The organism is Streptomyces cadmiisoli, from assembly GCF_003261055.1.
Classification (GTDB): domain Bacteria; phylum Actinomycetota; class Actinomycetes; order Streptomycetales; family Streptomycetaceae; genus Streptomyces; species Streptomyces cadmiisoli.
This window is the reverse complement of record NZ_CP030073.1, coordinates 8,193,424-8,207,994: the sequence shown is the minus strand read 5'-3', so window position 1 is coordinate 8,207,994 and position 14,571 is coordinate 8,193,424. Positions and strand designations below refer to the sequence as shown.

The following is a 14,571-nucleotide window of genomic DNA, read 5'->3' as shown; positions in this document are numbered from 1 at the left end:
CCGGACGGCATGCCCTCGCGTAGGCTTCCCCCGGACGAACACGGGGACGGGTGGGGTGGGGGCGCATGACGGCCGAGGCAGCCCGGCGATGGGCATCGACGCTCGATTCGGTGGTGGTGTACGCGCAGGGCGCGCTCTGCCGCCGTCTTGCCCGAGGCAGCGCGCCGACGGGCGGACATGTACGGGTGACGGGACTTCCCCGCTCGCTGGACCCGGGCTCACTGCGGGCGCGTGTCGTCGGCACCCCCGGTGTGCGTGTCACCGAGGCGCGGGTGGAGGTCGAGGCCGAGCCGGTCGGGTCCGACGCCGACGAGTTGCGTCGCAAAGTGGAACGGCTGCGCGACGTCTGCGCGGCGGCGCGGGAGCGCCGCGACCGGCAACTCGCGCTGATCGAGGAGGTCGGCGCCCTGCGCCCGGTCCCTCCGCCACGCAAGCGTGACGACCCGCACCGCCGCACCCCGGTCGACGCCTGGCTCGAGCTCGCCGACTTCGTCGACCGGCGGCTGACCGGGCTGCACACCGGCCTCCTCGAACTGGAGGAGGCGCTGCGACTCGCCGAGCACGAACTCGACATCGCCGCCGACAGGTACGCCCGCGCTTCCACCGACGCCCCGTCCGCACATGTGGAAACCACGATGTGCGCGGCCCTGACCCTCGACGGCACCGCGGACACGAACGTGGAGGTGGAGGTGGAGTACGGGGTGCCCGGCGCCGTCTGGGTACCGGCCTACCGGCTCACACACCATCAGGGCGAGGCCGACGGACACCTCTTGCTGCGCGCCTCGGTCGCCCAGCGCACGGGCGAGGACTGGACCGGCGTGCGCCTCGCCCTGGCCACCGCCGACCTGCGGCGCGGCACCGACCTGCCCCGGCTCCGATCGGTACGGATCGGACGCCGTCAGCCCGCCCCGGCGCCCTCCGGCTGGCGTGAACCGCCCGCGGGGTTGGCCGACCTGTTCACGGGATACGACGGGGCGGGCTCCCGCCGGGACGCCGAGCGCACGTCCGTGCCCGTCGCCGTCGGAGCGGCGCGCAGGCCCGTCGCCGGCGGCGGCGCGGTACCCGAGTCCCTGACCGGCGGCTCGGGATTCGGAGCCGTTGCCGGTGGCCCCGCGTCCGCTCCGCTGCCGCCACCGCCTCCGCCGCCCATGCCGGGTTACGGCGGGCCGCCCGCTCCGCTTCCGGTACCCGGCGGCAGGCCCGCAGCACCCCCCGCCGCCCTGGCACCGGCCGCGCCCGGCCGGGCCGCACCGGCACGCGCACGGGCGTCCGCGGCCCCCGCCGCGCCCGCGCCGCCGCAGCGGCCACGCGCGGTCGGGCCGCCGCAGCCGAGCGGTGACGAGCTCGACTACGCCGCTCTCGTCCTGTACGGCCCCGACGAGCAGCAGGCCCGCCGAGGCCGGCTGTTCCCCGGCTCCGCCTACGACGCGGTCACCGCCGAGTACCGGGGTCGTGCCGAAGCGGTGGCCGCGCTGCCGCGGCCCGGACACGCCGTGCCGCCCCGCGAGTCGGCGGGCTCCTTCGACCACCGGTTCGATGCCGCGGCCCCCGCCGACATCCCCTCGGACGGCACCTGGCACACCGTCACCGTCGGCGAGATACCCGTGGGTCTGCATACCGAGTACATCTGCGTACCGGCCGTGGAGCAGATCGTGTACTCGACGCTGGTCGTCTCCAACGCCACCGATCAGGCGCTGCTGGCCGGCCCGGTGGAGGTCACCGTGGACGGGGACTTCCTGCTCACGACCGCACTGCCCACCCTCGCCCCCGGCGGTGTGTGCCGGGTGGGACTCGGTCCGGCCGAGGCCATCGGCGTCACTCGCCGTACGAACCAGCATGAGTCGACCTCGGGGCTGCGCAACAACACCACGGTGCTCGACCACCGCGTCCATGTGGAACTGGCCAACCGGCTTCCCGTACCCGTCACCGTGGAGGTGCGCGAACGCGTTCCGGTCACCTCCGACGCGGACGTCCGGATCGAGGAACGCGCCGACTGGACACGGCCCGAGAACGCCGAGGACCCGGAACACCGCGTCCCGGGAACCCGCCTGTGGCGGATCCGGCTGCCCGCCGGCGGCACCGCCGCTCTCGACGGTGGCTATGAAATCCGTATCCCGGCCGGCAAGGCCCTGACAGGCGGCAACCGCAGGAGCTGACACATCCCATGTCCACGACACCGGAGCCGATCGCCCTCCCCGTCACCGCCGTCACATGTCTGGAGGACCGCGCCCACGTCGAGCGCGCGGTCGAGCTGGAACTGGAGGCCGGCACCCAGCGGCTGCGCCTCGGACCGGTCAGCGCGTTGGCCGTCGACCGCACCCTGCATGCCGAACTGACCGCCGAACACCCGGCGACCGTGCTCGACGCGCGGATCGTGCGCAGCTGGACACCGCGCGCGCCGCGGCCCGCCGAGGACGACTCCGCCCTGCGCCACCGCGTGGCGGCCCTGGAGGACGAGCGGCTCACTCTGGGACGGCGGCGCGACCGGCTCCGTGCCCGCCTCGATCTGCTCGGCCGGCTCGCCGCCGACCTGCTGCGGGAGATCGGCGAGGGCGCGGGCTTCGGAGAGGCCGAACAGGCCCGCTGGACGCGGGAACTGGACCGGGTGGACGACGAACGCCATTCCTGCGGCGAGCAACTGCGCATCACGGAGGCCCGGCTGACGCGGCTCGCCGCGGAACTCTCCGAGGCCGAGCTGGCCGTGCGTCTCGCCGAGGCGGAGCCCGCCGAGCTCGTCGCCCACATCGAGGTGGCCGTCGAGGCCGCGGCCGCCGGGCCCGCCGAGCTGCGGCTGAGTCACCTCACCCCGTGCGCACTGTGGCGGCCCGCCTACCGGGCCGTGCTCGACGGGGAGTCCCTCACGTTCGACAGTGAGGCGGTGGTCTGGCAACGCACCGGCGAGGACTGGTCGGACGTGAAGCTGACCTTGTCGACGGCTCGCACCGCGCAGGCCGCCGAGCCGCCGCGGCTCGACGAGGACCGGCTGACGCTGGAGGACCGCTCACCCGAGGACCGCCGCACCGTCCACGTGGAACTGCGCGAGGAGGACGTCGCGGACCTCGGTCCGGTGCCGGTGCTCGGGCTGCCGGGCGTGGACGACGGCGGCGAGGTGCGCGTCCTGCACGCCCCCGCGCGGATCTCCGTGCCCTCGGACGGCCGCGCCCACCGGATACCGCTGTCCTCCTTCATCACCCGCCCGAGCAGCGAGTACACCTGCTCACCCGAGCTGTCGCCCCTGGTCAGCCAGGTGGTGCGGTTCGACAACGTGTCCGGCCACGCCCTGCTCGCCGGGCCCGTCGACCTCGTCCGTGCCGGCGGTTTCAGCGGACGCGGCACGCTCGACTTCGCCGCCCCCGGCGCCCCGGTCGACCTCGCCTTCGGCAGCCGCGACGACCACCGGGTGCTGCGGCAGACCGAGGAGACCCGCGACACCGCCGGCATCACCCAGCGGACCGTCGTCACCCGCACCGTCCGTCTGCACCTCTCCAGGTTCTCCGCCCCGGCCGAGGACGGCGACACCGTGATCGCCCTCCGGGAACGGATCCCGGTCTCGGAGGTCTCGGCGGTGGAGGTACGCCTGCGCAAGGAGGCCTGCTCCCCCGCGCCCCAGGCGATCGACGCGGACGGCATCGTGCGCTGGAACATCCCCCTGCCGCCCGGCGGTCGGCGCACCGTCACCCTCGTCTACGAGGTCACGGCGAACTCCAAGGTCACCGGCCTCTGAGGTCACCGGCCTCCGGGCCGTGCCCGACGGGTCGACCCGCACCCCACCGAACGCCCCCGCCTCCGCCGCGTCGCGCGGCACCGGATTCCGCCGCGCGACACCGCGAACCCCAACGGCCCCCGGTCGTTGAGCTGTTGGTGAACCAATGGACCCTGCTGGCCATCAGCGCCGGCGCCGCCGTGATCGCCCACACCTGCCTCGTCCTCCACAAGCAATGGCGCAAACACCGACGCGCCCACTCGAAGCGCGCCTGAGTCCGCGCGGATTGACGTCCCGCCTCCCAGTGGTGTGTGGCGCCCGCGCAGATCACGTCGGCAGCGCCCTGCGCGAACAGCCCGCGGGGAGCGCCGTTGGGAGTTCGGTCGGCCCTCGGCTGCGCACCCTTCGGAGGCTACGGTCAGTGCCTCCGCGCCGCGTAAGGGATTGTGCCGTCCCACGTCTCGGAAGGATCAGGGGCTACTTTGTTGTTCTCCCAGGACGTGTAGCTGTAGGTTTTCGCGTTCTTCGACGAAGTCACCTCGAAGGGCTGCCCGTCGTCGGCAGTAATCTCGTAGCTCCCGGACCTGTCGCCTGACACCCAGTTCAGTGAGAATGTGAAACGGGTGTCCTTGTGGAGCGAATAGGCAACGAGTTCGAGATTCTCCGTGTCCTGAGTTGTCACACGGACCGGGAATCCTTCGATGCGTTTGTCACCGGAGTCGGACCGACCGTTGATGAAGCTCACCCGAGGACTGCGACGGTCTGTCTGAACCGCGAATCGGCTCTCGTTGTCGTCACCGCACCCGCCCGGCGTGTACGTCATGCGCACACCACTAGGAGCGTCCTCGGTCTCCCGGACATTAATCGAAAGACCCGTTAGAGTGACCGATTGATCGCTCTTCCCCTGTACGTGAACATAGATGGTGGTCATGTCCGAAGGGATGGCTCCGTGAGCCGCATCCCAGGCACGTCGATCCCTCAGTGATTGCTGCTGCTTCTCGGTCGTCACGGGCGGTTTCGGTCCGGCGTGGACCTTACCGAAGCCCGACAAGTCGTTGATGGAGCCTGGGAAGACCATGCCTTCCTGGTTCAGACAGTTGTCATACGGGTCCGCCTGTTCGATTCTTACGCTGATGGGCGCTGCAGGTTTGTCATCAGTAAAGGGTGCCCTCACGGCGTCTACCCCCCAACCAATGGCGTCCTCGCTCAGCCCCGTAAGAGTGGAGGCCGCTCCAGCCAATACTGCGACGCCGACCCAAGCCAGAACGCGACGAACCCCCTTGGGCTGCTGCTCTTGCTCATCTTCTGACGTGGGGCTTCGGTTGCCGTCCGGCTGCTGAGAAGTGGTGGTCATCAATCCCCCCGGATGTGACGTGCTTCATAGGCACTATGCCGGAGGGATGGGTCCTTTCGGGCAAGAACAGTGCTACCTGCCCCAAATCCACGAGTCGGCGATCAAGCGAATCACATGTCCTAGCCTTGCTCGCCGCGAGGAGCGGTCCGACGCGGACCGGAACGCTTCCCACAACATCACCCAAAGCGGCACCGTGGTGCGGAATGCGGGGCGCGAGTCAAGCGTCCCTGCAACCCCGTAAGCCGTCTGAGTACCACCTCCAGGCGCGGTCACTCAGGACCGGGTCAAGTTGACACCTGCCGCAACTGGACCAGTTCCCGGTTCATCTCGGCGAGGAAGCGGACGACCACCGCCAGTTCGTCCGGGGTGAAGCGGCCGCGGGCCGTGTCCGTGCTGCGGGCCAGTGGGCGGAAGTACTCCCGGGCGAGGCTCCTGCCCGCCTCCGCGTAGTGCAGGTGGACCACGCGGCGGTCGTCGGTCGCCCGGACGCGCCTGATGTGGCCGGCCTTCTCCAGACGGTCCAGGCAGGCGGTGATCGCGCCGGACGTCAGATTGAGCTGTTTGCGCAGCCGGCCGGGCGTGACGGGTTCGTCCGCGCCGTCCGCGTCGGCGTCCAGGATCGCCATCAGGGCCTGCACATCGGTGAGGTGCAGGCCCTGCGCCTGGGCGAACTCCTGGGCGATGCGGTTGAACTCGCCGTTCATCCTGCGCAACAGGACAGCGAAGGACTGCAACCCCGTGGGGTCGTTCCCGGGAAGAGAGGGCGAGTGCGTGCCGGTACCGCTCATGCACCCAGTATAGGATCACTCAACCATTGAGATACTTGATGGCTGACATACTTCGCCTACTGCTTGGGATGCCATGAGAACCGCACCGAGTTGGGCCCGGTGGCTCATACCTCTCGCACTGCTCCTCGTCTGGCTGGGCGTGGGCGGAACGCTCGGGCCCTATGCGGGCAAGCTGGGCGAGGTGGCCACCAACGACCAAGCGGCCTTCCTGCCCGAGAGCGCCGAATCCACCAAGGTGCTCAGAGCCCGTGAGGCGTTCGACCGGTTCGAGACCGTGCCCGCCGTCGTGGTCTGGACGGTGGAAGGGGACCCGGTCACCGAGGCTCAGCGGGCAGCGGCCACCGACGCCGTGGGCGCGCTCGCCGGCGAAGCCGGTGTCGTCGGCCGCCCGTCACCCGCTCGCGTCTCCGACGACGGTGAGGCCATGCAGGCGGTCGTCCTCCTGAAGCCCGACCTGGGCGAGGAGTTGCCCACGGTTTTGGACCAGGTGCGTCGGGCGGCGCAGAGCGTACCGGGCGCCACGGCCCGGATCGCGGGTCCGGCGGCCAGCCAGGCCGATCTTTCGGACGCGTTCGCGGGCATCGACGGACTGCTGCTGGGCGTCGCCCTCGGCGCCGTGCTGCTGATCCTGCTCCTGGTGCACCGGAGCGTCCTGCTCCCGTTCGTGATCATCCTCGGCGCGGTGCTGGCCCTGGCACTCGCCTGCGCCATCGTGTACGCGCTGGCGGACCGGGACGTGGTCAGGGTCGACGGTCAGGTGCAGGGCATCCTGTCCATCCTGGTGATCGGGGCCGCCACCGACTACGCGCTGCTGCTCGCCGCACGCTTCCGCGAGGAACTCGCCCTGCGCGGGGACCCGGCGTCGGCCGCGGTGGCGGCGACACGCCGCTCGTTCGGCGCGATCACGGCCAGTGCCGCCACCGTTGCCCTCGGCCTGCTGGCCCTGCTCGCGAGCGGGCTCACCAACAACCGTGCCCTGGGCCCGGTCGGCGCCATCGGCATCGTGTGCGCCGTGCTCTCCACGCTCACCTTCCTGCCCGCCGTACTGGCCCTGCTGGGCCGTGCCGCCCACTGGCCCTCGCGGCCGAAGGCCGCGGACCCGTCCACGGCGGGTCGGGGGGTGTGGCGCAGGGTCGCCGCCGCGGTGGACCGCAGACCGCGCCGGACGTGGCTGGTGACCGCGCTCGTCCTCGCCGTTTTCGCGGCCTTCGCCCCCTCCCTGTCCAGCAAGGGCGTACCGCTCGACGAGATCTTCGTGGGCGACGCGCCCTCCGTCGCCGCCCAGGAAGCGCTCGGCGCGCATTTCCCCGGCGGATCCGGCAATCCGGCCGTCATCATCACCGACGCCGACCGCGTCGCGCAGGTCACGGCGGCGGCGGAGAGCACCGAGGGTGTCGCGGCGGCCGAGGCCGTCGCCGCCTCGGGCCCCGAGGGCACCGGCGAGCCGCTCGTGGTCGGCGGGCGCGCGCGCATCGACGCCACCCTGAGCCCCGCGGCGGACAGCGACGCGGCCAAGGACACCGTCGAACGGCTGCGGGCGAGCGTGCACGCCGTCCCCGGGGCAAACGCGCTGGTCGGCGGGTACAGCGCCCAGCAGCTCGACACCCAGCGGACCGCCGCACTGGACCGCACCCTGATCATTCCGATTGTCCTCGGCATCATCCTGCTGATCCTGGTCCTGCTGCTGCGCTCCCTGCTCGTACCGGTCCTGCTGGTGGCGACCGTGGCGCTCAACTTCCTGGCCACACTGGGCGTTTCGGCGCTCGTCTTCCAACACCTCCTGGGATTCAGCGGCACGGACGCGTCGGTACCGCTGTACGGATTCGTGTTCCTCGTCGCGCTGGGCGTCGACTACAACATCTTCCTGATGTCCCGGGTACGGGAGGAGGCACTGGTCCACGGCACGCGGCAGGGTGTGCTGCGCGGTCTGACCACGACGGGGGGAGTCATCACCTCGGCCGGTGTGGTGCTCGCGGCGACGTTCGCGGCCCTGATGGTGATCCCGCTGGCCTTCCTGGTGCAGATCGCGTTCATCGTGGCCTTCGGTGTGCTGCTGGACACCCTCGTGGTCCGCTCGCTGCTGGTGCCCGGGCTGGTGATGGACATCGGCCCCCGGGCCTGGTGGCCCGGTGCCCTGGCCCGCGACGGCGTCGGCCCCGTGCCGGGACCGGGGCGACCGGCGTAGCGCCGGTCCACGTGCCGCGGGTCCGGGCCGGCTTCGGGGTGGTCGCCGGCGCGGACCCGGGCCATGGCCGAAACGCGCGACCGTGCCCGGGCGAACGGACGATCCCCGGATCTGGGGTGCATCCGAACATGGCGCCGGACGGGAAGTGGACGGGTAAGGGCCGCCGGGTGGAGGCGGCTCACGCGCGGCGCCACCGAAAGAGGAACACCGCATGCACTGGCTGTTCGGCGATCAGCTCGGACCGCACTTCCTGAGCCCCTCCGGGGAGAGCGGCATCACCCGCGACACGCCGCTGCTGATGATCGAGGCACGGTCGGTGTTCCGGCGCAGACGCTTCCACCGGGCCAAGGCCCACCTCGTGCTCTCCGCCATGCGCCACCGGGCCGCCGAACTCGGTGACCGCGTCACGTACGTCCGAGCCGAGACCTACCGGGAGGGCCTGGCGCGGGCGGTGGGCGACGGCCCGGTGACCGTCCACCATCCGACCTCGTACGCCGCCCTGCGGCTGGTGCGCTCACTGCCTCAGGTGACCGTGTGTCCGGCGCGCGGATTCCTGGTGCCCATGGCCGACTTCGCGGCGTGGGCGGACGGCCACGACGGCAAGCAACTGCGTCAGGAGGCCTTCTACCGGTGGGTGCGGCGGGGGCACGACCTGCTGATGGACGGCGGCGCTCCGGCCGGCGGCCGGTGGAACTACGACCATGACAACCGGGAGGCCCCGCCGAGGAACTCGTCCACCCTGCCCGTGCCCGCTCCCTACCGGCCGCGCGAGGACGAGATCGACGACGAGGTGCGCCGCGACCTCGACCGCTGGGAGAAGGACGGCGACGCGTCCTTCGTCGGGCAGGACGGGCCCCGGCAGTTCCCGGCGACCCGCCCCGAGGCCCGGGCGGCGCTGCGGCGCTTCGTCGAGCACCGGCTGCCCTCGTTCGGCCCGTACGAGGACGCGATGCTCGCCGCCGACCCGGTCATGAGTCACAGCCTGCTGTCGTCCACGCTCAACCTCGGCCTGCTCGATCCGGCCGAGTGCGTCGAACGGGCCGAGACGGCCTGGCGTGCGGGACAGGCACCGCTGAACAGCGTCGAGGGATTCGTCCGGCAGATCGCGGGCTGGCGTGAATACGTGTGGCAGCTGTACTGGTACTTCGGCGAGGAGTACCGGCAGTCCAACGTGCTGCGGCACACCGCCCCGCTGCCCGGCTGGTGGAACGAACTGGACGCGGACGACGTACGCGCCAACTGCCTGCACACCGTCCTGTCCCAGGTGCGCGACACCGGCTGGACCCACCACATCCCGCGGCTGATGATCCTGGGCAGTTACGCCCTCCAGCAGGGCTGGGACCCGGCCGCGGTCACGGACTGGTTCCACCGGAGCTTCGTGGACGGCTACGACTGGGTGATGGTGCCCAATGTCGTCGGTATGTCGCAGTACGCCGACGGCGGCCGTATGACGACCAAGCCGTACACGTCCGGCGGTGCCTATGTGAACCGGATGAGCGATCTGTGCGGCAACTGCGTCCACCGGCCGGGTGACCGGACCGGCGCACATGCCTGCCCCTACAGCGCGGGCTACTGGTCCTTCCTCGACCGGCACCGTTCCAGGCTGGAGCACAACAACCGCACCGCGCAGGCGGTGCGAGGACTCGACCGGCTCGAAGATCTCGACGAGATCCGGCGCCAGGAGCGTGATCGCGGTGACTCTCCTCCCTAGACCGGTGGGGTGAGCGGTCCGGCAACAGGGTCGGCAGCGGGCAGGAATCAGCGCATCCAGATCCGGTCCGGTGGCGGAAGCACTGGCGTGCAGGTGACCGAGAGTGAGAAGGGGTGGTTGTGCATGCTCGGACTGCGGCCCACTGCGGCCGAACCGGCCGGACGCGTCGGCGACCCGCTCACGGCCCTCGGTGCCACCAGGACCGTCGGAGCACTCCTGGAGCAGGTACTCGACGCGGGACTGTGCCAGGCCCGCGAGGTGGACCCGGTGTTCGCCCGGGACGTGGCCGGCCGTGTCGCCGCGTTCGTCCGGCGCGGAGGGAAGCGGCTGCGGACGGCGTTCGTGTGGTGCGGATGGCGGGCGGCCGGAGGCACCGGCGACGCCACTGCGGTACTCCGCACGGGCGCGGCCCTGGAACTGGTGCAGGCGTGCGCTCTCCTGCACGACGACGTGATGGACGGATCGACGCTGCGGCGGGGCGCACCGACGATGCACGTCGACCTCGCCCGTATGCACCGCGCCGCGCGGATGACGGGCCCGCCCGAAGCGTTCGCGACCGCCGTCGCCGTGCTCGCCGGTGACCTGGCACTGGCCTGGGCCGACGATCTGCTGACGGAGACCGCGCTCGGGTCGCCGCACGGTTCGCGGCTGTACCACGAATGGCGGGCGATGCGCGGCGAGATGGTCGCGGGCCAGTACCGCGACATCCACGCCCAGGCGACCGGCTCTTCCGGGGTCGACGAGGCGCTGACGATCGCCACGCTCAAGAGCGCCCTGTACACGGTGGAGCGGCCCCTGGCGCTGGGCGCGTCGCTGGCCGGCGGCGACGACTACGCCCTTGCGGCGCTCCGCTCCGCCGGCCGCTGCGCGGGGCTGGCCTTCCAACTGCGCGACGACCTCCTCGGCGCCTTCGGGGACCCGGCCCTGACGGGCAAGCCGGTCGGCGACGACCTGCGGACGCGCAAGCTGACCTATCTGCTCGCGGTCGCCGTACGGCTCGCCGAGGCGACCGGCGACGAGGAGGCCGCCGCCGTGCTCGCCCCGGGTGAGGTGTCCCGGTCGGACGACACCGTGGAGCGCATGCGGGCGGCGCTCGAACGAACCGGCGCCCGGTCCGTGGTGGAGTCGAAGATCGCGGACCTGGCGGCCGCCGGCCTGCGGCACTTCGACCGGGCCGGCGCGAGCCACGCCGTACGACAGGAGTTCGCCTCGCTCGTCGAGCGGGCCTCGGGCGCCGCCCCGGACCTCACCGGGGAGGACGTGTGAGGACGGTGACCGGGCCGACCGACCGTGTCGTGGTGGTGGGAGCCGGGCTGTCGGGCCTCGCCTGCGCGCTTCATCTGCTCGGAGCGGGACGGCAGGTCGTGGTCGTCGAACGCGACGCCGGCCCTGGCGGCCGGGCCGGCCGGACGCGGCTCGGCGGATTCCAGGTGGACACCGGCCCGACCGTGCTGACCATGCCTGAGCTGGCCGACGAGGCCTTCGCGGCCGTCGGCGACAGCCTGGCCCGCCGGGTGGACCTGATGGCCCTGCACCCGGCCTACCGGGCGTGTTTCGCGGACGGGACCTCGCTGGACGTGCATACGGACGGTGAGGCCATGGAGGCCGAGGTCCGGCGATTCGCCGGCCCCGCCGAGGCCGCGGGCTACCGTGCGCTGCGGCACTGGCTGGAGCGGCTCTACCGGGCGCAGATGCGCCGCTTCATCGACACGAACTTCGACTCGCCCCTCCAACTCCTGCACCCTGACCTCGCGCGTCTGGCGGCGCTGGGCGGATTCGGGCGGCTCGACAGCCGTATCGGCCGCTTCCTCACGGACGCCCGTCTGCGCCGGGTGTTCTCCTTCCAGTCCCTTTACGCCGGTGTCGCACCGGCCCGGGCACTCGCGGCCTACGCGGTGATCGCCTACATGGACACGGTGGCGGGCGTCTGGTTCCCCAAGGGCGGCATGTACGCGCTGCCCCGCGCCATGGCCGACGCCGCCGCGGACGCCGGAGCCGAGTTCCGGTGGTCGGCGGCCGCGGAGGCGCTGGAACGGTCGGCGGGCCGGGTCCGGGCCGTACGCCTCGCCTCGGGCGAGCGGATCCCCTGCGACACGGTCGTGCTGACCTGTGAACTGTCCGCCTCCCACCGCCTCCTGGGGCGCGCTCCGCGGCGTCCGGTGCGGTTGCGTCACTCGCCGTCCGCGGTGATCCTGCACGCCGGGACCGACCGCACCTGGCCCGGTCTGGCCCACCACACGCTCTCCTTCGGCGCGGCGTGGGAGCGCACCTTCGACGAACTCACCCGCTCGGGCCGGCTGATGAGCGACCCGTCCCTGCTGATCACCCGGCCGACGGCACACGATCCCGCCCTGGCCCCGCAGGGCCGGCACCTGCACTACGTCCTGGCTCCCTGCCCGAACACCGCTGTCGGACCATCCGCGGGAGCCTGGCGTGATCTCGGTCCGCGCTACCGGGACGGCCTGGTCGCCGAGTTGGAGCGCCGGGGCCTGGCGGGATTCGCGGACAGCGTCCAGGAGGAGATGCTGGTGACGCCCCTGGACTGGACGGCACAGGGACACGCGGCGGGCAGCCCGTTCTCGGTGTCGCACACGTTCGCCCAGACCGGGCCGTTCCGTCCGCGCAATCTCGTACGCGGGCTGGACAACGTCGTACTGGCGGGATGCGGGACCACCCCCGGAGTGGGCGTTCCGCCCGTGCTGATCAGCGGCAAACTCGCGGCCGCACGGGTCACCGGCGGCATCCGGCGCCGTGCCTCGCGCGTCCGGCCCGCTCCGGCGGCCGCGAGAATCGCCGCCACCCCGACCGCGGAGACCGCCGATGACCCGTCGTGAACTGGACGCCGCCGACATCACCGAACCCGCGCTCCGCGCCGCCTACACCAGGTGCCGGGAACTCAACGCCCGCCACGGCAGGACGTACTTCCTGGCCACCCGCCTCCTGCCGTTGGAACGCCGCTCGGCCGTGCACGCGCTGTACGGCTTCGCCCGCTGGGCGGACGACATCGTGGACGATCTCGGCCGGCGCGGCACACCCGGTGAGCGCGACCGGCTGCTTCGGTGTCTGGAGAGCGACCTCGCGCACGGACTGCGTACCGGCACAGGCGACGAGCCCGTGGTCCGGGCTGTGGCCGACACCGCGGCCCGGTACGGGATCGAGCACTCGCTGTTCGCCGACTTCCTCGCCTCGATGCGCGCCGATCTGACGGTCACCGACTATCCGACGTACGCCGACCTGTGCGCCTACATGCACGGCTCGGCCGCGGCGATCGGACTGCAGATGCTGCCGGTGCTCGGTACGGTCGTGCCCCGTGAGGTCGCGGCGCCGCACGCGGCGGCTCTCGGCGTCGCCTTCCAGCTCACCAACTTCCTACGGGACGTCGGCGAGGACCTGGACCGGGGCCGGGTCTACCTGCCGGCGGACCTGCTCGCCGCCCACGGCGTGGACCGGCCGCTGCTGGAGTGGAGCCGCCGCACCGGGCGCCGGGATCCGCGGGTCCGCGCCGCGCTCGTCGCCGCCGAGGCGCTGACCCGGCGGGTGTACGGGGAGGCGGAGGCCGGCATCGACATGCTGGACCCTCGGGTGCGCCCCTGCATCCGCACCGCGTACACGCTGTACAGCGGCATTCTCGACGCCGTCGCGGACCAGGACTACGCCGTCCTGCACCGGCGTGCCGTGGTGTCGCGTCGTCGGCGCGCCGTCACGGCCGCCGCCGGGGCCGCCCAGGTCCTGCGGGCGCGTTACCGCGCGCGCGTGGAGGGCCCGGCGCCGACGGCGGGCGGCGCGGTACTCCAGTGGAAGGGACCCGCGCGATGACCGACCGAGCGGACCGGGGCGGCTGGACGTCACCGTTGCGGCGCCGCCGCCGGCCGGACTGGGCGACGCAGACACCGACCTGGCGTGAGGCCCGCCCGTCGCTGATCGCGGACGCGTTGAAGCGGGCGTCGGCACGTCCGTCCGGAAACTGGTTCGTGGTGGGCGCCTCCCGGGACGTCCGCGCGGGAGGCCGCCCGTACGGCAGGACGGTCGGCGGCGTCGAGATCGTGCTGTGGCGCTCGGACACCGGGGCCTTGCACGCCGGTCCGGGCGCCTGCCCGCACCTCGGTGCGCCCCTGCGGGACAGCCGGGTGGTGTGCGGCACGCTGGTGTGCCACTGGCACGGACTGGCGCTGGACGGCGCCCCGTTCGCCGGGTGGGATCCGTATCCCGTCCACGACGACGGCGTGCTGGTGTGGGTGCGGCTGGACGCCGTCGGCGCCGAGGAGCCGACCGAGCGGCCGATGGTGCCGGAGCGCCCCGCGGCGGGCAGCGGGGTGGACGCCGTGTTCACGGCGGTGGGGCGGTGCGAGCCGCAGGACATCGTCGCCAACCGGCTCGATCCCTGGCACGGGTCGTGGTTCCATCCGTACTCGTTCGTCGACCTGACCGTGGTCCGGACACCGCAGGGGGACACCGACGACGCGTTCGTCGTGGACGTCTCCTTCCGGGTGACGAGCCGTCTGGTGGTGCCGGTGCGGGCCGAGTTCACCGCGCCCGAACCGCGTACGGTCGTGATGCGCGTCACCGAGGGCGAGGGGTCGACCTCCGTGGTGGAGACCCATGCCACGCCGCTGACCGGCCCGGCGGACGAGCAGCCGAGGACCGCCGTCGTCGAGGCGGTGGTCGCCGCCTCCGACCGACGGGGGTTCGCCTGGGCCCGGGCGGCCGCCGCCGCGCTGCGACCCCTGATGCGCCAGACGGCCGGCCGGCTGTGGCGGGACGATCTGGCCTACGCCGAACGGCGCTGGGAGCTGCGCAGCACGGGGCGGTTCCCGGGGTGAACCGTGCCGC

10 protein-coding genes are annotated in these 14,571 nt (G+C 72.4%); 8 read left to right on the top strand and 2 right to left on the bottom strand.

Annotated features, from left to right (window positions below; genetic code table 11):
* Nucleotides 1-65 precede the first annotated feature (65 nt).
* Complete coding sequence (locus DN051_RS36120) at nt 66-2,156, top strand: DUF4139 domain-containing protein (protein ID WP_112440883.1); 2,091 nt, start codon at nt 66-68, stop codon at nt 2,154-2,156.
* A gap of 8 nt (nt 2,157-2,164) precedes the next feature.
* Nucleotides 2,165-3,724: a DUF4139 domain-containing protein gene (locus tag DN051_RS36115; protein ID WP_112440881.1), complete on the top strand. Its 1,560-nt coding sequence runs from the start codon at nt 2,165-2,167 to the stop codon at nt 3,722-3,724.
* Nucleotides 3,725-4,121: 397 nt separating this feature from the next.
* On the opposite strand, the gene DN051_RS45250 is transcribed toward DN051_RS36115, so the two are convergent.
* Complete coding sequence (locus DN051_RS45250) at nt 4,122-5,057, bottom strand: hypothetical protein (RefSeq protein ID WP_162625034.1); 936 nt, start codon at nt 5,055-5,057, stop codon at nt 4,122-4,124.
* Between the two features lie 284 nt (nt 5,058-5,341).
* Nucleotides 5,342-5,845, bottom strand: coding sequence for a MarR family winged helix-turn-helix transcriptional regulator (locus DN051_RS36100; protein WP_199314764.1), 504 nt, complete (start codon nt 5,843-5,845; stop codon nt 5,342-5,344).
* Nucleotides 5,846-5,918: 73 nt separating this feature from the next.
* On the opposite strand from DN051_RS36100, the gene DN051_RS36095 reads away from it, so the two are divergent.
* The 6 genes from DN051_RS36095 to DN051_RS36070 all read left to right on the top strand — a co-directional run bounded on the left by DN051_RS36095 (nt 5,919) and on the right by DN051_RS36070 (nt 14,561).
* Nucleotides 5,919-8,030: an MMPL family transporter gene (locus tag DN051_RS36095; protein WP_112440874.1), complete on the top strand. Its 2,112-nt coding sequence runs from the start codon at nt 5,919-5,921 to the stop codon at nt 8,028-8,030.
* 211 nt (nt 8,031-8,241) lie between these two features.
* On the top strand, nt 8,242-9,741 hold the full coding sequence (locus DN051_RS36090; RefSeq protein WP_112440872.1) for a cryptochrome/photolyase family protein: 1,500 nt from the start codon (nt 8,242-8,244) through the stop codon (nt 9,739-9,741).
* Between the two features lie 123 nt (nt 9,742-9,864).
* Complete coding sequence (locus DN051_RS36085; protein WP_112442679.1) at nt 9,865-11,007, top strand: polyprenyl synthetase family protein; 1,143 nt, start codon at nt 9,865-9,867, stop codon at nt 11,005-11,007.
* Nucleotides 11,004-12,575, top strand: coding sequence for a phytoene desaturase family protein (crtI, locus tag DN051_RS36080; protein WP_112440870.1), 1,572 nt, complete (start codon nt 11,004-11,006; stop codon nt 12,573-12,575). Before DN051_RS36085 ends, crtI begins: the two co-directional genes overlap by 4 nt.
* Nucleotides 12,562-13,557, top strand: a complete 996-nt coding sequence (locus DN051_RS36075) for a phytoene/squalene synthase family protein (RefSeq protein ID WP_112440868.1) — start codon at nt 12,562-12,564, stop codon at nt 13,555-13,557. The genes crtI and DN051_RS36075 overlap by 14 nt, the downstream gene beginning before the upstream one ends.
* Nucleotides 13,554-14,561, top strand: coding sequence for a DUF5914 domain-containing protein (locus tag DN051_RS36070; protein ID WP_053756015.1), 1,008 nt, complete (start codon nt 13,554-13,556; stop codon nt 14,559-14,561). The genes DN051_RS36075 and DN051_RS36070 overlap by 4 nt, the downstream gene beginning before the upstream one ends.
* The last annotated feature ends 10 nt before the right edge of the window (nt 14,562-14,571 follow it).